Genomic DNA, 18629 nt, shown 5'->3' on the forward strand with positions numbered 1-18629 from the left:
TCTGTCCGGCAAAGGGCCGCGCTCTTGCTGCCCGCCTATCTCCATGAGCCTAGACCATGGGGCGTCAATGGCTAATTGGTAAATTTGATGACAGCTTGGTTAAAATCAGAAAACCTATTGAATTTGCATAATAAATCAGCCATAACCCGATAAACATCAAGTGTTTGATCCGTGGATTTCAGCCAAGCGGTTGGTTTGCGGCTTGGATACGCATAAATATTATTTATGAAGAAAGGTGGGGCAGAGGACCGAGGACTGAAGTAAACCCGAACGCCTCCGTCCCTGGAGGCGTCTGTATTTCTGTGGCTTAACTGAGGAATATAGGGTGAAACATCCGTGGCAACTGACGAGTCCCGAGTCCCGAGTCCCGAGTCCCGAAGCCATCAAGAGATCTTTCATGTTCCGGGGTGGTGCTTCCCACTTCATGATCGTCAGGACAGCAAACTCCGTCTCCGTCAGGCTATATTCTTATTGAGAACGATTAGCGATACGGGTATATTGCCGCCCCTGCACAGAAATCATGACCCCAGTTCCATCACCAGAGGTATCGATGAGCTATCTGCAAAACCTGCTGGAAATCTGCCTGGAGGCCGCCCCCTGGCTGTTGCTGGGCTTTGTCGCCGCTGGCCTGATCAAGGCCTGGGTACCGGAGCACGCGCTGAACCGCTGGCTGGGTGGTCGCGGGCTTTGGCCGGTGACCAAGGCGGCCTTGATTGGCGCGCCCTTGCCGCTGTGTTCCTGCGGGGTGCTGCCCGCCGCCCTGGGGTTGCGCCGGAGCGGGGCCTCCAAGGGCTCGACCCTATCCTTCATGATCGCCACACCGGAGACCGGGGTGGACTCCGTGGCCCTGTCCTACGTCATGCTTGGCCCATTGATGGCGCTGATCCGGCCCATTGCGGCGGTATTCAGCGCCATTGCCACCGGCCTGCTGGTCGGTTACCTGGATGAGCGGGAAAAACCCCAGCCCCACGCGGGCGCTGTCAGCGGGCCGGGGCTGATGCCGCAGATACAGATAGGCGGTGCGGACAGTTGTGTCGGCGATGGCTGCTGCGCGCCCCCCAGCGGCAGTCAGCTGAGCGCCTGGCAGCGGACCCGCTTTGGTCTGCGCTACGCCCTGGTGGATATGCTTGATGATCTGCTCGTCTGGTTGCTGCTGGGCCTGGGACTGGCGGCCCTGATCCTGACCCTGGTGGAGCCCATGGCCCTGGCCCAGTGGGGCAGTGGCTTGCCAGCCATGCTCCTTATGCTGCTGATCGGCATCCCCATGTACATCTGCGCCACCGCCTCCACCCCGGTGGCGGCGGCCATGCTGTTCGCCGGGGTATCGCCGGGTACCGCGCTGGTGTTCCTGCTGGCCGGCCCGGCCACCAATATCGCCACCATAGGGGTGCTCCACAAGGAGATGGGCTGGCGTAGCCTGTGGGCCTATCTGCTGGGCATCTCGGTCAGCAGTATCCTTCTGGGGCTGCTCACCGATCAGTTGGTGGCCGCCCAGGGCTGGGATATCCAGGGCCAGATCAGCGATGCAGGGGAATGGCTGCCGCCCTGGTTGGCACATGCCTCGGCCCTGATCCTGCTGGCGGCCTCGCTAAATCTGCTGTGGGCGCGTCTGCGCCAGCATCTGAATAGGCATCTTGATCGAGGATAAACATGCATACAGAAACCCTGCATCACTGGCAGCACAGCCATGAATTCACCAGCCACAACAGCACCGGGGAGCGGCGCACCCGCTATGTGCTGGCCTTGACCGCCGTGACCATGCTGGTGGAGATCATCGCCGGCAGCCTGTTTGGCTCCATGGCCCTGCTGGCCGATGGCTGGCACATGGGCACCCATGTAGCGGCCTTCATGATCACCCTGTTTGCCTACAGCTATGCCCGCAAACATGCCAGTGACCCGGCGTTTAGCTTTGGTACCGGCAAGGTCGGCGTGCTTGGCGGCTTCTCCAGCGCCATCGCCCTGGCCACCGTGGCCCTGGTGATGGTGGTGGAGTCGCTGATGCGCCTGCTTGAACCCCAGGCCATAGTCTTCAATGCCGCCATCGGCGTGGCCCTGATCGGTCTGGCGGTGAATCTGGTCAGCGCCCTGCTGCTCAAGGATCACCATCACCACCACCATCACGCAGATCACGCCGACCATGGCGGGCACCATGGGCACGAACATGACCACAATCTGCGTGCCGCCTATCTGCACGTACTGGCCGATGCCCTCACCTCGGTACTGGCCATTGTCGCCCTGCTGTCGGGCAAATATTTCGGCTGGAACTGGATGGATGCAGCCATGGGCATGGTCGGCGCGGCCATTATCCTGCATTGGTCCTTTGGCCTGCTGCGTCAGACCGGCCCCATACTGCTGGATGCCAGTATGCCAGAGGCCCAGCGCCTGGCGATTGTGCGCAGCATCGAGGGGGATAGCGACAACCGGGTTGCCGATCTGCACCTGTGGCGTCTGAGCGCCGATCACTATGCCGCCATCATCTCGGTGGTGAGCCATGAACCCCGGCCGGCCGAGCACTACAAGCAACTGCTGCGCCAGTACCACCAGCTCAAGCACATCAGTATCGAGGTACATGGCTGCGTTACAGAGGACAGATGACAGAGGATAGATGCGCTTTATGCCAGGTTTATTGATCTGTCGCGTAGCGACGCAAGGTTCTGTCTTCAGACAGGGGACAGAGGATAAAGAATAGGGTTGTTCGATCCCCTACTCCTCCAGCGGGCTGAGTTGGGCCTGGCCTGTGCGGCGATCTATGCGCAGGCGCAGGGGGCATTGTTCTGCTGTGGTGGCCTGTTGCGGGGAGGGGTCGTCGGCGCAATTGCAGCCGGCGATGACGCCCTGAAACAACAGATTGAGGCGCAGCTCGGCCCGTTCGGGCTCCAAGGTCAGGCCTTGCAGCAGCACCTGCAGGCTCTCATCCAGGGCCTGGCTGCCGTGACGCAGGGCAGCTTGCAGTAGATCTTGCAGTGGTGGTTGGTGGGCTGCGGATTGCAGCTCTGCTTGCAGGATGCGGGGCAGGTCAGGGTGCTCCAGGGCGGCCAGGGTATTGGGTAGTTTCACACTGTGCTGGAATGGCCTGCGACGATCAGAAAAAGTCGTCGATCATCTGGCCTTTGTCGTTACCGGCGGCGTAGCCGGGTACCGAGGGGGCGTCGTTGTCACGGGCACGCATTTCCTGTTCCAGGGAGCGTATATCCAGCTTCAGACCTTGATTTTCTGAGCGCAGTTGTCGGTTGCTGTTTTCCAGCTGGTTGTTTTCATTGGATAGAGAGCGATTTTTGGCCGCAAGGGACTGCTCTCGGGCATTGAGCTGAGAGGACATTTCCCGACTGATGTCGGGCAGGGCATTGGACAGATCGACGTTGATTCTGCTCTGTGGCCCGTCCACCTGATATTCTCCTCGGGCGACTGATTGGATTTTCAGTCTTAAGCATAGCCCTGAACCCCTTGTTTTTCAAGGCGCAGGCCCAGGGCGCGGCCCAGGGCCTCGGCTTTTGAGCCAGGCGCTGGGCCGCAGCCGGGGCTCCTAGCGACCTTGGAAGTGGCTGCGGAAGTACATTACCGCCGAGCTGTTGAAGGCAATGACGTCGAAGATCTTCCAGCCCTGCTCGCCCAGGTAGAAGCGGAATTTCATGTTTGTCGGTGGGCCGTTGCGGCGCAGCACCCGCAGGCCGACCTGGACCTCCTTGTTGCTCACCGGCCGGGCGTTGGTGATGAACAGGCGCGAGTCGGCGTAGCTGCCACCCAGGCCCTTGGCCAGGGCGGAGAGGAACAGGCGCTTGATCTCGCCCTGCATGGCGGATTTTTCCTTGTCGGACAGGTCGGCATAGCGCTGGCCGGCGGCCCACTGGGCCATGTAGGCAAAGTCGAATAGGGGGCTGATCTCGGTTTCCAGAAACACCGCCATCTTCATCTCGTCGGCGGAGTCGTTTTGCGCCATGAAGGCGCGCAGACCGTCCACGGCGTTGCGCAGCAAGGCCCTCGGACCCTGTTGCCAGGGGGCCATCTGGCGGTGGTGCCGACCGGGACCGGGCTGCCAGCCGCTGGGCGCGGCACCGGGGTAGCCGGGGCCATAGGCCTGGCCGATGGCGGGCAGGCAGAGGCAGAGGGCGGTGAGGGCAATGAGGGTCTTCTTCATGGACATGCTCCTGGTTTGGCGGATGGGTTGATCGTGCGGTTGGCAAGGCAACTGCAAGCCAGGCAAGACAAACCGCTGTGCTCGGCTAGTCTCGGTTTTGTTGCGCTACCAGCTCGGCACTGTCTGGGTCCTGGGCGGGGATGCGGTGGCCTTCGTCGAACCACTCGCCCAGGTCAATCAGGCGACAGCGCTCACTGCAGAAGGGCCGCCAGGGTGAGTCCGGACCCCAGGCCACCGGGCTGGCGCAGTTGGGGCAGAGCACCTGCTTCATATAATGGACAGCCCCAGCCGGAAGCCAAGATCGTCGGTGTGGGTGCTGATGCCCAGGCGCTCGGCATCCACCTGGCGGAAGCGGATACTCATGCGGTGCCGGTTGCCGCTGACCTCGGGGAATACGTTCAGCTCGGCGGCCAGTTCGACGCTCACCAGCTGGGTGGTGTGGCCGGGGTCAAAGCCCTGTTGAAAATAGCCCTGCTCGGCAAGCTCCTCACTGTATTCATAGCTGCCGCGATAGATGGACAGCAGCAGGCGGACGGTGTCGTTGATGCCGCTGAACTCGTCGAACCAGCGCGTCAGGGTCTTGGTGCGTTGTTCGCCGTCCTTGCTCAGCCAGAGGTGGAACTGGGGCAGGTCAAAGGCGCAGGTGCCGCCGGGGATGGCGCTGCGCTGCATGATGGTCTTGAAGAAGTCGTCCTCGCGCAGCTCCAGGCCGATCTGTTTGCTGTGGCCAAGCAGCAGGGCCTGGGCCGAGGTGAGCTGTTCCACGGTCTCTTGCAGGCGCTCCGGGTCCACCCCTGGGATGCGGTTAAGGCGCTTCATCGAGCCCAGATTGCGATCGATCTCCTTGAGCAGCTCGGATTTCAGATCGGTGCGGCTGAACAGGTTGGCCGCCTCCACCAGACCGGCGATGGCGGCCTGGCTGTCCCAGGTCACCGGCGAGGGTAGGTAATGCAGGATACGGGCGAAGATATATTCCAGGCGCAGCAGAATACGGCTTCTTTCATTGAGGGGGTATTCAAAGCAGGCCATAGGGTTTGCGTGGGTGAGGGGGATACCGGCGTATTCTGTTACATATTCGGCGGTGATGCAAAGCAGGGCCGCTATTTTTCGGCCGCCGCCAGCCGCGCATAGCCGAGGTGCAGCTGCTCGACCCGGTGCGGCAGTTGCCGACGGTCGGCCTCGCTGGCGTTGGCCAGGATGTCATCGGCGATCCGGCGGCGTTGGTCAGGGTCGGCCTGGCTGGCGATCAGGGCGTCGGCCAGTTCCGCGCTGAGGCCATCACGCCGCATCAGGCGCTGTCGCTGCACCGGTTCAGGGCAGTCCACCAGCAGCACCCGGTCCACCTGATCCCGCTGGCCGGTCTCCTGCAGCAGGGGGATGACGAACAGCAGATAGGGCGCGGGCGGGGCTTGGCGGGCCTGCTCCTGCATGGCGGCGAGGATGCGCGGGTGCAGCAGGGCCTCCAGCTGGCGACGGCGCTGCGGGTTCTGAAAGATATGACGGCGCAGGGCGGCGCGGTCCAGCCGACCCTCATGGGTGAGAAAATCGTCTCCGAACAGCTCGATGATGGCGGCCAGACCCGGTGTGCCGGGCTCCACCAGCTGGCGGGCCAGCACGTCGGCATCGATCACCGGCACCCCAAGCCCGGCGAACAGGGCGGAGACGCTGGACTTGCCTGCCGCCACGCCGCCGGTCAGGCCGATGATCAAAGGCTCAGCCAAGGCCGGCGAACTGTAGGTAGTTGCGCGTGATCTCATCCCCCCAGAGCAGGGTCACCCAACCGGCGATGGCCAGGTAGGGGCCGAAGGGGATGGGGGTGCGGCGGTCATGCCCGCGCAGCAGGATCAGGCCGATGCCAAAGGCCGCGCCCACCACCGAGGACAGCAGGATGATGAGAAACACATCGGCCCAGCCGGCCCAGGCACCGAACAGGGCGAGCAGCTTGAAGTCGCCATAGCCCATGCCCTCCTTGCCGGTGAGCAACTTGAACAGCCAATAGAAGCTCCACAGGGACAGGTAGCCCACGGCGGCACCCAGGATGGCCTGCTCGGCACCGATAAACAGCCCAGGGATGGCCAGCAGCAGGCCCAGCCAGATAAAGGGCTGGGTGAGACTATCGGGCAGCAGCTGATGATCGATGTCGATCAGGCTCATGGCGATCAGCGCCCAGGTCAGCAGCAGCAGGGCGGCGGCCTGTAGGGTCGGCCCCAGCTGCCAGACCACCACCAGGGAGAGCAGGGCGCTGAGCCCCTCCACCAGGGGGTAACGCAGGCCGATGGGCTTGGCACAGGCGGAACAGCGGCCGCGCAGCAGCAGCCAGCCGAGCAGGGGAATGTTCTCCCACCAGCGGATGGCGTGATTGCAGTGCGGGCAGCGGGAGCCGGGTACCAGCAGGTTGTAGCGCGGTGGATCGGCCTCGGCGGGCAACTCCAACAGCTCGCGGCACTGCCCCTTCCAGTCCTGCTCCATCATCTGCGGCAGGCGGTGGATGACGACATTGAGGAAGCTGCCCACCAGCAGGGCCAGAAGCCCGGTGAGCAGATAGAGCAGCCAGGGCTCCTGGGTGATCAGTTGGACAAGCTCGGTCATGGGTTTCCGGGTTTACCGTGAAAGTCACAAAGCGAAAGGCGGGCCATGGGCTAATCCAAAGAAGACATGACGCTAAGCGTCCTCCGTCTTCTGTCCTCTGTTAAACCACCGATGCCATCTTGAAGATGGGCAGGTACATGGCTACGATCAGGGTGCCGATAAGACCGCCGAGCACCACCATGATCAGGGGTTCCATCAGGCTGCTGAGGGCATCCACGGCGTTGTCCACCTCTTCCTCGTAGAAGTCGGCCACCTTGGCCAGCATGGAGTCCAGGGAGCCGGACTCTTCACCGATGGCGATCATCTGCAGCATCATGTTGGGGAAGATGGGGAACTGCTTCATCGCCAGTTGCAGGGATTGGCCGGTGGCCACGTCGTCCTTGATCTTCATCACCGCATCGGTATAGACGATATTGCCGGTGGCACCGGCAACCGATTCCAGGGCCTCCACCAGGGGCACGCCGGCGGCAAACATGGTGGAGAGGGTGCGGGCGTAGCGGGCCAGGGCGGCCTTGTTCAGAATCGGGCCTATGATGGGGATCTTCAGGGAGAAGCGGTCCATGCCCCGCTGCATATTGATGGAACGCTTATAGAAATTGAGGAAGGCCCAGATGGCAAGGCCAATGCTGCCGAAGATCAGCCACCACTTTTCCTGCATGATGATGGACAGCTCGATCACCCCCTTGGTCAGGCCGGGCAGCTCGGCACCGAAGCTGGAGAACAGCTCTTGGAACTGGGGGATAACAAAGATCAGGATCACCGCGGTGACGATCACCGCCACCACCAGTACCGAGGCGGGGTAGAACATGGCCTTTTTGATCTTGCCCTTGAGGGATTCGGTCTTTTCCTTGTAGGTGGCGATCTTATCGAGGATGTTCTCTAGGATACCGGCCTGCTCGCCGGCATTGACCAGGTTGATGTAGAGGGTGTCGAAATACAGCGGGTGCTTGGCCAGGGAGCCGGTCAGGGAGGTGCCGCCCTCGATCTCCTGCTTGATGGTGAGCAGCAGCTCCTGCATGGCCGGGTTGTCATGGCCACGGCCGACGATATCGAAGGACTGCATCAGGGGCACGCCGGAGCTCATCATGGTGGCCAGCTGGCGGCTGAATACGGCTATGTCCTTGGGGGTGATCTTGGCGGAGCCGCCGAACAGGGGCTTGGCCTTCTTTCTCACCTTGACCGGGGTCACCCCCAGGCGGCGCAGCTCGGCCTTGACCATCTCCGGGGTATCGGCGCGGCTCTCCCCCTTGACCTTGTTGCCCTTTCGGTCCAGCCCCTGCCAGTCAAATACATTGGCTTGCGGCTTTTTGGTCTTGGCTTGCGCTTTGGCTCTGGCTTTGGTGATATTGGCCATGGCTTAATCCTTGGTCACTCGGTTGACTTCTTCCAGACTGGTGAGACCCATGCGCACCTTGTTCAGCCCTGAGGCGCGCAGGTCGTTGATGCCTTCCTTGGCGGCCTGGGCGGCCAATTCAATGGAGTTGCCCTCTTCCATGATGATGCGTTCCATCTCGCTGGAGATGGGCATGACCTGATAGATGCCCACCCGGCCCTTGTAGCCCTTGGTGCACTTGTCACAGCCATGGGCGCGGTAGATGGTCAGGTCATTGAGTTCGTCGTCGCGAAAGCCCTCTTTGATCAGGGCCTCATGGGGCACATCATCCACTACCTTGCAGTGCTTGCAGAGCCGCCGGGCAAGACGCTGCGCCATGATCAGATTGACCGCGCCGGCGATGTTATAGGGCGGTATGCCCATGTTGGCCAGACGGGTGAGGGTCTGAGGGGCGTCGTTGGTGTGCAGGGTGGAGAGTACCAGGTGACCGGTTTGGGCCGCCTTGATGGCGATGGAGGCGGTCTCCAGGTCGCGGATTTCGCCCACCATGACGATGTCCGGGTCCTGTCGCAGAAAGGCCTTGAGGGCCTCGGCGAAGGTCAGCCCCTGGGCGGGGTTGACGTTGACCTGATTGATGCCCATGACCTGGATTTCTACCGGGTCCTCGGCGGTGGAGATGTTTACCGTGGGCTCGTTGAGGATGTTCAGACAGGTGTAGAGGGATACGGTCTTGCCGCTGCCGGTGGGGCCGGTGACCAGGATCATGCCATAGGGGTTTTTGATCGCCTCCATCAGGTCGTTCATCTGCTGTTCTTCAAAGCCCAGGGCCTCTATGCCCATCTGGGCGCTGGTGGGGTCGAGGATACGCAGACAGATCTTTTCCCCGTAGATGGTGGGGCAGGTGTTGACGCGGAAGTCGATGGAACGGGTCTTGGATAGGGTCAGCTTGATGCGGCCGTCCTGGGGCACGCGCTTCTCCGCAATGTTCATGCGCGACATGACCTTGATGCGCGAGGTGATGCGCGGGGCCATGGCGTTCGGTGGCTGGGCGTATTCGTGCAACATGCCGTCCTGGCGCAGGCGGATGCGATAGACCTTCTCGTAGGGTTCCAGGTGGATATCCGACGCGCCCTTGTTGATGGCGTCCACCAGCACCTTGTTGACGAAGCGCACTATGGGGGCATCGTCGATGCCGGAGTCGTCACCCTGCTCGGCCTGGGCCTCGGGATCGGCGAACTCCAGGTTGCCCAGGTCTTCGTCGATCATGTCGGTCATGCTGGTGTCGGCGGCGGCCAGGGCCTTTTCAATCGCCGGCAGCAGCTTTTCCACGTCCACCAGCACCGCCTCGGCGGTCAGCCCGGTGTGGAAGCGTACTTCATCCAGGGCTTGGTGTACGGTAGGGTCGGACAGGGCCAGAAACAGCTTGTTGCCGCGCTTGAACAGGGGCAGCACATGGTGCTTGCGCACCAGTTTCTCCGCCACCAGCTTGATTGGCATCAGTTCGCTGTCCATGGCGTCCAGGTCCAAAAGGGGTACGCCATACTCCAGGGAGGCGATCAGGGCGATGTCCTGCCCCGAGGCCATCTTGTTTTCCACCAGATAGGAGACAAAGGGCACCCGTTTCTTGCGAGCGCCCTCGGCGGCCTCAAGGGCAGCCGTCTCGGTCAGGACCTTGTCCTGAACCAGGCGGCGCGCCAGGCCGGTCAGATTGACGGAAGCGGGGGTCGTGGCCATGATCTCTCTAATCAGGGATGCGGATGGGGTGGACAAGTATAACCACAAGCCCGCCTGTTATTCACGCCCTTTGCGCCGCGACGTGCAATCCTGTGCCGTACCGGTCCCGTTGCCCGCTACCTGTCAATCGGCAAGGGCCGTCCTGAAACCGGCAGGAGTTTTCCTTTGGCAGGGGCCTGGCAGGCCCGACGCCCCTGGCCCATCGATTGCTTTTTTCACCTGATGGCCGCACAATGCGCCGCCTGCAAAAACTCCCCAACCCTGAACACATCACAAAGAGGACAGATCATGCGTTTGATTCTTTTGGGCGCCCCCGGCGCTGGTAAAGGCACCGTGGCCAAGCTGCTCACGGCAATGGACGGTTCGGTACAGATCTCCACCGGCGACATACTGCGCGCCGCAGTCAAGGCCGGTACCGAGCTGGGCAAAAAGGCCGAGGCGGCGATGAAGGCCGGTGAGCTGGTCTCCGATGACCTGATCATGGGCATCATGAAGGAGCGCCTGCAAGAGGCGGATTGCAAGAACGGCTACCTGCTCGACGGCTTCCCCCGCACCATCCCCCAGGCCGAGGCCCTCAAGGGTCTGCTGCTGGAGATCGGTGACGAACTGGATGCTGCGGTCAATCTCAACGTGCCCCGTGACGTCATCCTGGACCGCCTCACCACCCGCCGCACCTGCGTCGATTGTGGTGCCATCTACAATGTCAAGTCCAACCCGCCCAAGGAAGAAGGCAAGTGCGACAAATGCGGCGGTGCCGTGGTGCAGCGCGACGACGAGACCGAAGAGGCCATTTCCAAGCGTCTGGATGTATTCACCGAACAGACCGCCCCGCTGGTGGGTTTTTACGAGAAGGAAGGCCTGCTGCTGGACATCAACGCCACCTCCAGTGATGCCGTGGTGGAAAGTATCCGCGCACATCTGGCCAAGTAAGGTAGTCTCTATTCCAGCAAAGTTGGAACCCAGGATCATGGGGCATGGAGAGTCTGCTTGCCCCTGATCCTGACCCTAACTGCCATCCTGAGAACCCACAAATCCCGGCCAATCGAATAGGGCGGCCCGTGGCCGCCGCGCAACCACTAGGGGCAGTCTTCATGGCTGTGGCTTGGCGGCGGACGCGGCCCGTCCTATGTCCTCCCAGGGCTCAATCGAAGGCGCAGCCGGGGGTCTTACCCATCTTCTTCAGGATATTGGCCAGCGGGCAGAAGCCGGTAAAGGCCGACTGCAGCAGATTCAGGCCGATGAAGGCGGTGAAGAAGTGCCAGTAGGGGTGATGGACATGGCCCAGGCCCAGGGTCAAGAGAATCATGAAACCGGCAAAGGCAAAGATGATTTTATCTACGTTCATGCAGTAAGCTCCGTTGAATGAAGGAAAGGACGCGGGAATCTTCGCATCGGCAGGGTGAAAGTCAAGCCAGAGTTGAGGATGCCAGGCTGGGCGGTTGGCTCTGTCGGTGACCTGACGGCTCAGGGCTGATCGCGCCGCAACCGGGCCTGCCAGCAGGCTGCTCGGGCCGATTGGCTGGGCTTGGTGGGTGATCAGGAAAACCTTTGCCCCTCCGCGCTGATGCAGGTACTCAGGCCATCAACCGCGAAACAAAATCCCATGCAGGACAGCCCCATGAGCGCGACCCAGCAACACCCTTTGATCGATGCCCTGCGTCGCCCCGAGGCCTGGGCCGGGCTTGGCCCTGTCCCGCAGCGGGTTGAGCTGATAGAGACCCACATCTCCTGCATCTTTTTGCTGGATGGCCTGGCCTACAAGCTGAAAAAGCCCCTGGATCTGGGCTTTCTCGACTTCTCTACCCCGGAAAAACGTCGCTTTTGCTGCGAGGAAGAGCTGCGCCTGAATCGCCGCCTGGCAGCGGATGTCTATCTGCAGGTGCTACCCATCTGTGGTAGCGAGGAGAGCCCTGAGCCCGGCGGCAGCGGCGAGCCCTTCGACTGGCTGCTGCAGATGCGCCGCTTTGACGCCGAGGGCGTGCTGGCCGAGCGGCCCGAACGCCTGGCCCCCGAGCTGGTACGCCAGATCATCGGCCAGATCGCCCGTTTTCATGCCGCCGCCGCGCCCCTGGAGCCGGATCAGCCCTACGGTCGGCCGGAGCGGGTGCTGCATCCCATGCAGGAGAATTTCACCCAGTTGCGTCAGTTCACCCAGGAGCCTGAGCTGCTGCGGCCCCTGGTCGAGCTGGAGGCCTGGACCCTGGAGCGTTTCGAGCGGCTGCGGCCCCTGCTGGAGCAGCGCCGCGAGCAGGGCCATATCCGCGAATGCCATGGCGATCTGCACCTGGGCAACATGGTGCTGGAGGCCGAGCGGCCGATCATCTTCGATGGCATAGAGTTCAACCCGGCCCTGCGCTGGATCGACTGCCTGAATGACCTGGCCTTTCTGCTCATGGACCTGCGCCACCAAGGGCGGGCCGATCTGGCCCATCTCGCCCTGGATGAATACCTACAGCAGTCCGGCGACTTTGCCGGTGTGCCGCTGCTGGACTTCTATCAATGCTACCGCGCCCTGGTACGCGCCAAGGTCAGCGCCATTCGCCTCAGCCAGGCCGAGCTGGATCAGGCCAGCCGCCAGTCTATCCAGCGCGACTGCCTGGCCTACATCCAGCTGGCCGCTGAGTTCACCCGGCCGCAACGCGGGGCGCTGCTCATCAGCCACGGTCTGTCCGGCAGCGGCAAGAGCCACATTGGCCGCCAGCTGTTCGGCCCCCTGCCGCTGATCCGCCTGCGCTCGGACGTGGAGCGCAAGCGCCTGGCGGGCCTGGCACCGGATCAACGCACGGCATCCGATCTAAATGTCGGGCTGTATAGCCCGCAGATGACCCGGCGTACCTTTGATCATCTGGCGCAGCTGACAGAAAGCCTGCTCGGCTGCGACCAGCTGCTGCTGATCGACGCCACCTTCCTCAAGGCCTCGGTGCGCCAGCGCTTCCGTCAGCTGGCCGAAGGACTGGGTGTGGCGTTTTATATCCTGGAATTTCAGCGCAGCCCGCAGCAGCTGGCGCAGAACATCCAGCGCCGTCTGGCCAAGGGGCTGGACGCCTCGGACGCCGATTTTGGGGTGCTGCAACAGCAGTTGCAGCAGGATGAGCCCCTCAGCGCCGAGGAGCAGGCCCTGAGCATTCCAGTGCCCCTGGACGGGGTCGAGGGCCTGCTCACCGAGCTAAGGCGGCGCTTGCGACTTCCGCAGTAACCGAATGGGAATGGGACGCAGAGGACGCAAAGCAGCGCAAAGGACGCAGAGAAGAATGAATGGGTAGGTGGCGTGGTGCGCGGCATCCGTTCGTCCTCAAGGGGTGGTTCTGGAATGATTTGTCGCGCAGGCGTGACAAAGGCACGCCACTATTTTGGCGCGCTAACTGTCACTCACCAAGACAAAAGGGTCGCTCGTGCATCCGGCAGGGTCGGCCTCCCGCAGGCCTTACCGTGAAACTCGCGGCTGGCGGCTGGCTTGACGTGCGGCCGCGCCCGCCGCTGCGCTGCATCCGGGCTACGGCCTTGCAACTCTCGTGTCCTTTGCGTTTTCTTTGCGCCCTTTGCGATCCGATTTTAGCTCCCCGCAGGGTTAGAACGCATCATCCAACAACTCCGTATCCCCATGGCTATAGGCCGGGCTGCAGCAGCAGAGCACGCGCAGCGGTTCCTGGCCGGTGTTGCTCAGGCTGTGGGCGCTGCCGGGCGGGATCAGGATTGTGTCGCCGGGCTGGATGGCGAAGCGCTCGTCGCCCAGGCGCATCCGCCCCTGACCGGCGCTGATGTGGTATAGCTCTTCGCTTTGTCGATGGCGGTGCAGGGCGGTGTGCTGGCCGGGTAGCAGCAGGGCCTCGGCCAGGCTTTGGTTTCGGTTGCCATGCCGCTGGGGGTGCATCAGCTCGCGGATCTCTGAGCCGTCCTTGGTGCGGTAGGGCAGGATCTCGGCATAGGCGGTCTTCACGGGTGCTCCTCAGATGATGATAAAGGCCACCCCCAGCACCATGAGCAGGGCGGCGGGCAGGTTGCGTTTCAGGTTGGCCTCCTTGAACCACCAGGCACCGATGAGGATGCCAAACAGCAGGCTGGTGCGCTTCACCGCTACCATGTAGGCCGCCTCCACCAGGCTTACGGCGATGAAATGGGTGACCACCATGAGCGCCATCAGGCCGGCCACCGCCAGCGCGGGCAGGGGTCTGCGCCACAGGGCGCTGATCGCTCGGGGCTGGGTGGTCAGTACCAGCAGCAGGGCCGCCGTGCCGACCAGAACAAAATAGAAGGCACCGAAGGCCGACGAGGGCGGGATGAACTGCATCGCCTTTTTGCTGGCGCTGAGGGTAAAGCTGTAGATCAGCGCCGCGCCCAGCATCATCAGGGAGCCGGGGTTGTGGAACATGGCCAGCAGGGGAGAGAACAGCGTACGCAAGCGCAACCGGTCGAACAGGTGCAGGTTGAGCAGCCAGGCCCCCAGGGTGATCAGCGCTATGCCGCCCAGGCCGTTGGCGGAGACCTGCTCGCCCAGCAGCAGCCAGCCGGTCAGTATGGCGAATACCGGGGTGAAGGAGAGATAGGGCAGGGTCAGGGCCAGGGGGTAGTCGCGGATCGCCTTCATGTAGAGCAGCATGGCGGCCAGCTCCAGCAGCACCAGCAGGGCCATCCACTGCCAGAAGGCGGCGGGCGCATCGGCCAGGGGCACCTGGGGCAGCAGGGGCAGCAGCAACAGGCCGCTGAGGCTGAAGCGTATCAGCACCAGCTCGCGCGCGCTGTAGCCCTGCAGATAGCGCTTGGCCAGGGCATCGGAGCCGGCCAAGGCCAGGGCGCAGATGAGGGTGATGAAGAGCCAGCTCATGGCCTGTCCCCGGCGACAGGCAAGGCGTGCTATTTACGCTTGCGGCTGACCGGGAAGTTGGCATTCTGCCAGGCCAGGATGCCGCCGCGCAGGTTGAATACCCGGCTGAAGCCGGCCTTGCGCAGTATGCGGCAGGCAGAGGCGGACTGGGCCCCGGAGTTGCAGCTGAGGATCAGGGGTCTCTCCTGATACTTGCGCAGGCTGTCGATCTGCCCGGCGAAGCCGCTCATGGGGATATTCCTGGCGTTGATGATGTGGGCCTTGTTGAAGTCCGCCGCCGGGCGCACGTCGATCACCAGGGCCTCCTCGTTATTGATCAGCTCGGTGGCACCGCTGGGGTCCACCGTATCCTTGCCGCTGCCGCCGCTGATGATGTCCTGGATCAGCAGGGACAGGACAAGGATAAAGCCCCCCACCAGCAGGTAGTGGTTGGCGGCGAAATCGAGCAGTTGTTGCGTGGCCATGGTGTCTGGGTTCTTGGTTAGGGTGTAGGTCAGGGTGGTCGCTTTGCCCTTCGGCTTCGCTCAGGGAGCCAGGCTAGGCCCAGCGAGTAGGTCCGCTCAGCCAGCCCTTGCCGGGGCTAATGGTTGCAGAAGACCTGCTTCATCATGCCGATGAGTTGCAGGGTGCGGGCGTCGCCTACCCGGTAATAGACCCGATTGGCGTCCTTGCGCGAGGCGAGGATACCCTTTTCCCGCAGGATTGCCAGATGCTGGGAGATATTGCTCTGCGAGGTGCCGACGCGCTCCACTATGTCCTGCACGCTGACCTCGCGGTCCCCCAGCACGCAGAGGATCTTCAGCCGCAGCGGATGGGACATGGCCTTGAGGGCGCGGGAGGCGCGGTCTATGTCCTCATCGCCCTGCAGCAGGTCTTCGTAGTCGTCCTCTGCGGGGCTGGCCTCCGCTGCGGCTGGGTCAAGATCAGGCACCATTCAGAAACTCCTAAATTAAAGGCATAATAATAAAATGATAAAGACTTTTTGCCGATAATGAAATGAGCACAAGCAGCCAACAGGTACCGAATGGGTACGCGTCCGCCCCCCAGCACAGCGTCCAGACCCGCGCAACCCCGACATTGCAGCGCCCGGCAAGGCACCACGAGGGGGCTCTGCGATGAAGCCCGGCCCATCCAACCCCCTCTTGCTGCTGTTGATCCTGGACGGCTGGGGGTACCGTGAAGAGACCGACGGCAACGCCATCCTGGCGGCGCATACGCCGGTGTGGGATCGCCTTTGGGCCGAGTCTCCGCGCAGCCTGATCCGCACCTCGGGCGCGGCGGTGGGCCTGCCCGGCGGGCAGATGGGCAACTCCGAGGTAGGGCATCTCAACCTGGGTGCCGGTCGGGTGGTGTATCAGGAGTTCACCCGTGTCAGCCGCTCCATCCGCACCGGCTCCTTCTTCAGCAACCAGACCCTCACCGGCGCGGTGGACGCGGCCATTGAGCGCGGTTCGGCGCTGCATGTGCTCGGCCTGCTCTCGCCGGGCGGGGTACACAGCCATGAGGATCAGATCCACGCCATGCTCCGCCTGGCGGTGGAGCGTGGCCTGTCCAGGGTCTATCTGCACGCCTTTCTGGATGGCCGGGACACCCCGCCGCAGAGCGCCATGGCCTCGCTGCAGGGGGCCGAGGGGCTGTTCGCGCAGCTCGGCCAGGGGCGTATCGCCAGCCTGATTGGCCGTTACTATGCGATGGACCGCGACCACCGCTGGCCGCGCATCCAGGCGGCCTATGAGCTGATCAGCGAGGGCCGTGGCGCATTCCGCGCCGACTCCGCCTGCGCCGCCCTGCAGGCGGCCTATGCGCGGGGCGAGAGCGATGAATTTGTCCAGGCCAGCTGTATCACCGCCGAGGGTGCCGCGCCGCTGACCCTGAACGACGACGACGTGGTGGTGTTCATGAACTACCGCTCAGACCGCGCCCGGCAGATCACGCGGCCCTTCATCGAGGCCGATTTCAGCGGCTTTGAGCGCCGTCGATGGCCCCGCCTGGCGCGTTTTGTCAGTCTCACCGAATACAGCAGGGAGTTCGACATCCCCATCGCCTACCCGCCGGAGCGGCTGCACAACGTATTGGGCGAGACCATCGCCAAGCAGGGCCTGCGCCAGCTGCGCCTTGCGGAGACGGAGAAATACGCCCACGTCACCTTCTTCTTCAACGGTGGCCGCGAGGAGCCCTTCGACGGCGAAGAGCGTATCCTGGTCGCCTCGCCCCAGGTCGCCACCTACGACCAGCGGCCGCAGATGAGCGCCGCCGAGGTCACCGAGCGGCTGCTGCAGGCCATCCAGGCCGAGCGCTACGATGTCATCATCTGCAACTACGCCAACCCGGACATGGTCGGCCACAGCGGCAACCTGGAGGCCACCCGCTGCGCCATAGAGGCGCTGGATGCCTGTCTTGGCCAGGTCGTGCAGGCCCTGCGCGCCAGCGGTGGGCAGATGCTGATCAGCGCCGATCACGGCAATGCCGAGCAGATGATCGACCGGCGCAACCAGCAGCCGCACACCGCCCACACCAGCAACCCGGTGCCCCTGGTGTATGTTGGCCCGCGTCGGCTGCGGCTGGCGCAGCAGGGTGCCCTGTGCGACATTGCCCCGACCCTGTTACAGCTGATGGGCCTGAAACAACCGGCCGAAATGAGCGGCCAGGGCCTGATTCAGGACCAAGAGCAAGATCCACACAGAGCGAGCGAGACAGCGCCTTGAAGCCAACCCGACCGAACCGCAGCAGGCCAGCCGCGCAAGCAGGACGCGCCGGGTGGGTCAGCGCCTGCCTGCTGCTGTTGCTCGCCTGCTGGCCCCTGGCGGCGGCACAGATCGACGAGCAGCAGGCCAAGCTGGAGCAGTTGCGTCAGCGCATCGCCCGCCTGACCGAAGACCTGCACCTGGACCGCAACCGCCTGGACAGCTATCAGAATGAACTGCGCGAGATCGAGCGCAACATCTCCCAGCACAAATTTACCCTGAAGGACCTGGAGGGCAGCCTGCAACGGCGTCAGCGGCTGCTGGAGCGGCTGGAGCCACGGGAGCAGCAGCAACTGCAGCGGCTGCAGCGCCACCAGCGCCTGCTGGCCCAGCAGCTGCGCGCCGCCTGGCTGATGGGCGAGCAGAACCGGCTGAAGATGCTGCTCAACCAGCAGGACCCGAGCCGCATCGCCCGCCTGCTCAAATACCACGAATACCTGAACCGGGCGCGCAGCCGCAAGATGCAGCAACTGCGTGGCCTGCTGCAAGAGCTGGAGCAGACCCGCCGCAGCCTGGACGAGGAACGCCAGCGCATGGCCGAGCTGCGCGGCCAGGCCCTGCAGCGTCAGCAGCAGCTGGAGCGGGACAAGGCCCAGCGCGCCGCCCTGCTGGAGAAACTGGCCGCCGAGATCCAGGACAAGGATAAGCAACTGAACAACCTCAAGCGCAACGAGGCCAATCTCAAACAACTGGTCAGTCAGCTGCAACAAACCCTCCAGGAGCTGGCCGTGCAGCAAAGCCAGAAGACCCCCTTCGGTGATCACAAGGGGCGCATGTCCTGGCCGGTAAAGGGCCGACTCGGTGCCCGCTTCGGCTCGCCCAGGGCCGGCGGCATCCGCTGGGACGGGGTCTTTCTGCGCGCCAGCGAGGGCAGTCAGGTAGCGGCCATCCAGCCCGGTCGGGTGGCCTTTGCCGACTGGTTGCGCGGCTACGGCCTGCTGCTGATCATCGACCACGGCGAGGGCTACATGAGCCTCTACGGCCACAACCAGAGCCTGTTCAAAAAGGTGGGCGAGACGGTGACCCAGGGCGAGACCCTAGCCCAATCCGGCAGCGCCAGCCTGCACGGCCAGGGCATCTACTTCGGCATCCGCCACAACGGCAAACCGCTGGATCCGGCGGGTTGGTGCCGTTGATCAGAAGACAGAAGACGGAGGACAGAAGACAGATTTTCGCGTCGCTGCGCGACATATTAAGTAAAAACTGGCGCGAAGCGCCTCTGTCTTCTGTCTTCCGTCCTCTGTGGCTAACTGCTCTTTTTAGGATAAAATC

General features: G+C 63.1%; 20 protein-coding genes. 6 read left to right on the forward strand and 14 right to left on the reverse strand.

Features of this window, described 5'->3' with window-relative positions:
* The first annotated feature begins 550 nt into the window (after positions 1–550).
* Positions 551–1648 carry an SO_0444 family Cu/Zn efflux transporter gene (locus D5125_11640; protein QFY90082.1) on the forward strand — a complete coding sequence of 366 codons (1098 nt, stop codon included), beginning with the start codon at positions 551–553 and terminating at the stop codon, positions 1646–1648.
* Positions 1649–1650: 2 nt separating this feature from the next.
* The gene (gene dmeF / locus D5125_11645; protein QFY90083.1) at positions 1651–2595 is read left to right on the forward strand and encodes a CDF family Co(II)/Ni(II) efflux transporter DmeF; all 945 of its coding nucleotides are present in this window, start codon (positions 1651–1653) and stop codon (positions 2593–2595) included.
* A gap of 108 nt (positions 2596–2703) precedes the next feature.
* On the opposite strand, the gene D5125_11650 is transcribed toward dmeF, so the two are convergent.
* The 9 genes from D5125_11650 to pilB all read right to left on the reverse strand — a co-directional run bounded on the left by D5125_11650 (position 2704) and on the right by pilB (position 9791).
* The gene (locus tag D5125_11650; GenBank protein QFY90084.1) at positions 2704–3057 is read right to left on the reverse strand and encodes a hypothetical protein; all 354 of its coding nucleotides are present in this window, start codon (positions 3055–3057) and stop codon (positions 2704–2706) included.
* A 25-nt stretch (positions 3058–3082) separates the two neighbouring features.
* Complete coding sequence (locus tag D5125_11655; protein QFY90085.1) at positions 3083–3385, reverse strand: hypothetical protein; 303 nt, start codon at positions 3383–3385, stop codon at positions 3083–3085.
* 138 nt (positions 3386–3523) lie between these two features.
* Complete coding sequence (locus D5125_11660) at positions 3524–4135, reverse strand: ABC transporter substrate-binding protein (protein ID QFY90086.2); 612 nt, start codon at positions 4133–4135, stop codon at positions 3524–3526.
* A gap of 85 nt (positions 4136–4220) precedes the next feature.
* A complete protein-coding gene (locus D5125_11665; GenBank protein QFY90087.1) occupies positions 4221–4406 on the reverse strand; it encodes a DNA gyrase inhibitor YacG in 186 nt (61 codons plus the stop codon).
* Positions 4403–5164: a cell division protein ZapD gene (gene zapD / locus D5125_11670; GenBank protein ID QFY90088.1), complete on the reverse strand. Its 762-nt coding sequence runs from the start codon at positions 5162–5164 to the stop codon at positions 4403–4405. Before zapD ends, D5125_11665 begins: the two co-directional genes overlap by 4 nt.
* Before the next feature lie 71 nt (positions 5165–5235).
* Positions 5236–5892 (reverse strand): dephospho-CoA kinase, encoded by a 657-nt coding sequence (locus D5125_11675; GenBank protein ID QFY90089.1) that lies wholly within the window; start codon positions 5890–5892, stop codon positions 5236–5238.
* Entirely contained in the window at positions 5849–6724 is an 876-nt protein-coding gene (locus tag D5125_11680) for a prepilin peptidase (GenBank protein ID QFY90090.1), read from the reverse strand. Before D5125_11680 ends, D5125_11675 begins: the two co-directional genes overlap by 44 nt.
* A 100-nt stretch (positions 6725–6824) precedes the next feature.
* Positions 6825–8078: a type II secretion system F family protein gene (locus D5125_11685; GenBank protein QFY90091.1), complete on the reverse strand. Its 1254-nt coding sequence runs from the start codon at positions 8076–8078 to the stop codon at positions 6825–6827.
* A gap of 3 nt (positions 8079–8081) precedes the next feature.
* Positions 8082–9791 carry a type IV-A pilus assembly ATPase PilB gene (gene pilB / locus D5125_11690; GenBank protein ID QFY90092.1) on the reverse strand — a complete coding sequence of 570 codons (1710 nt, stop codon included), beginning with the start codon at positions 9789–9791 and terminating at the stop codon, positions 8082–8084.
* Positions 9792–10079: 288 nt separating this feature from the next.
* Here pilB and D5125_11695 point away from each other — a divergent pair, with 288 nt between their 5' ends.
* A complete protein-coding gene (locus tag D5125_11695; GenBank protein ID QFY91144.1) occupies positions 10080–10721 on the forward strand; it encodes an adenylate kinase in 642 nt (213 codons plus the stop codon).
* Between the two features lie 211 nt (positions 10722–10932).
* On the opposite strand, the gene D5125_11700 is transcribed toward D5125_11695, so the two are convergent.
* A complete protein-coding gene (locus D5125_11700) occupies positions 10933–11136 on the reverse strand; it encodes a DUF2892 domain-containing protein (protein QFY90093.1) in 204 nt (67 codons plus the stop codon).
* A gap of 273 nt (positions 11137–11409) precedes the next feature.
* Between D5125_11700 and D5125_11705 the strand changes: the two genes are divergently transcribed.
* Positions 11410–12987, forward strand: coding sequence for an AAA family ATPase (locus D5125_11705; GenBank protein ID QFY90094.2), 1578 nt, complete (start codon positions 11410–11412; stop codon positions 12985–12987).
* Between the two features lie 372 nt (positions 12988–13359).
* On the opposite strand, the gene D5125_11710 is transcribed toward D5125_11705, so the two are convergent.
* From D5125_11710 to D5125_11725, 4 genes are all read right to left on the reverse strand, one after another.
* A complete protein-coding gene (locus D5125_11710) occupies positions 13360–13728 on the reverse strand; it encodes a cupin domain-containing protein (protein QFY90095.1) in 369 nt (122 codons plus the stop codon).
* A gap of 9 nt (positions 13729–13737) precedes the next feature.
* The gene (locus D5125_11715; protein ID QFY90096.1) at positions 13738–14613 is read right to left on the reverse strand and encodes an EamA family transporter; all 876 of its coding nucleotides are present in this window, start codon (positions 14611–14613) and stop codon (positions 13738–13740) included.
* 29 nt (positions 14614–14642) lie between these two features.
* Positions 14643–15077, reverse strand: coding sequence for a rhodanese-like domain-containing protein (locus tag D5125_11720; GenBank protein ID QFY90097.1), 435 nt, complete (start codon positions 15075–15077; stop codon positions 14643–14645).
* Positions 15078–15193: 116 nt separating this feature from the next.
* Positions 15194–15547: a winged helix-turn-helix transcriptional regulator gene (locus tag D5125_11725; GenBank protein QFY90098.1), complete on the reverse strand. Its 354-nt coding sequence runs from the start codon at positions 15545–15547 to the stop codon at positions 15194–15196.
* 181 nt (positions 15548–15728) lie between these two features.
* On the opposite strand from D5125_11725, the gene D5125_11730 reads away from it, so the two are divergent.
* Together D5125_11730 and D5125_11735 are read left to right on the forward strand one after the other, a co-directional pair.
* Entirely contained in the window at positions 15729–17318 is a 1590-nt protein-coding gene (locus tag D5125_11730; GenBank protein QFY90099.1) for a 2,3-bisphosphoglycerate-independent phosphoglycerate mutase, read from the forward strand.
* Positions 17315–18493 (forward strand): peptidoglycan DD-metalloendopeptidase family protein, encoded by a 1179-nt coding sequence (locus tag D5125_11735; GenBank protein ID QFY90100.2) that lies wholly within the window; start codon positions 17315–17317, stop codon positions 18491–18493. The genes D5125_11730 and D5125_11735 overlap by 4 nt, the downstream gene beginning before the upstream one ends.
* Positions 18494–18629 lie beyond the last annotated feature (136 nt).

Source organism: gamma proteobacterium SS-5 (assembly GCA_009497875.2).
Classification (GTDB): Bacteria; Pseudomonadota; Gammaproteobacteria; order Chromatiales; family Chromatiaceae; genus Magnetovirga; species Magnetovirga frankeli.

Excerpts from the sequence above, each read along its gene's own strand:
- D5125_11640 (QFY90082.1), top strand. The coding sequence starts at position 551 with ATGAGCTATCTGCAAAACCTGCTGGAAATCTGCCTGGAGGCCGCCCCC.
- dmeF (QFY90083.1), top strand. The coding sequence starts at position 1,651 with ATGCATACAGAAACCCTGCATCACTGGCAGCACAGCCATGAATTCACC.
- D5125_11660 (QFY90086.2), bottom strand. The coding sequence starts at position 4,135 with ATGAAGAAGACCCTCATTGCCCTCACCGCCCTCTGCCTCTGCCTGCCC.
- D5125_11665 (QFY90087.1), bottom strand. The coding sequence starts at position 4,406 with ATGAAGCAGGTGCTCTGCCCCAACTGCGCCAGCCCGGTGGCCTGGGGT.
- zapD (QFY90088.1), bottom strand. The coding sequence starts at position 5,164 with ATGGCCTGCTTTGAATACCCCCTCAATGAAAGAAGCCGTATTCTGCTG.
- D5125_11675 (QFY90089.1), bottom strand. The coding sequence starts at position 5,892 with ATGAGATCACGCGCAACTACCTACAGTTCGCCGGCCTTGGCTGAGCCT.
- D5125_11680 (QFY90090.1), bottom strand. The coding sequence starts at position 6,724 with ATGACCGAGCTTGTCCAACTGATCACCCAGGAGCCCTGGCTGCTCTAT.
- D5125_11685 (QFY90091.1), bottom strand. The coding sequence starts at position 8,078 with ATGGCCAATATCACCAAAGCCAGAGCCAAAGCGCAAGCCAAGACCAAA.
- pilB (QFY90092.1), bottom strand. The coding sequence starts at position 9,791 with ATGGCCACGACCCCCGCTTCCGTCAATCTGACCGGCCTGGCGCGCCGC.
- D5125_11695 (QFY91144.1), top strand. The coding sequence starts at position 10,080 with ATGCGTTTGATTCTTTTGGGCGCCCCCGGCGCTGGTAAAGGCACCGTG.
- D5125_11700 (QFY90093.1), bottom strand. The coding sequence starts at position 11,136 with ATGAACGTAGATAAAATCATCTTTGCCTTTGCCGGTTTCATGATTCTC.
- D5125_11705 (QFY90094.2), top strand. The coding sequence starts at position 11,410 with ATGAGCGCGACCCAGCAACACCCTTTGATCGATGCCCTGCGTCGCCCC.
- D5125_11715 (QFY90096.1), bottom strand. The coding sequence starts at position 14,613 with ATGAGCTGGCTCTTCATCACCCTCATCTGCGCCCTGGCCTTGGCCGGC.
- D5125_11720 (QFY90097.1), bottom strand. The coding sequence starts at position 15,077 with ATGGCCACGCAACAACTGCTCGATTTCGCCGCCAACCACTACCTGCTG.
- D5125_11725 (QFY90098.1), bottom strand. The coding sequence starts at position 15,547 with ATGGTGCCTGATCTTGACCCAGCCGCAGCGGAGGCCAGCCCCGCAGAG.
- D5125_11730 (QFY90099.1), top strand. The coding sequence starts at position 15,729 with ATGAAGCCCGGCCCATCCAACCCCCTCTTGCTGCTGTTGATCCTGGAC.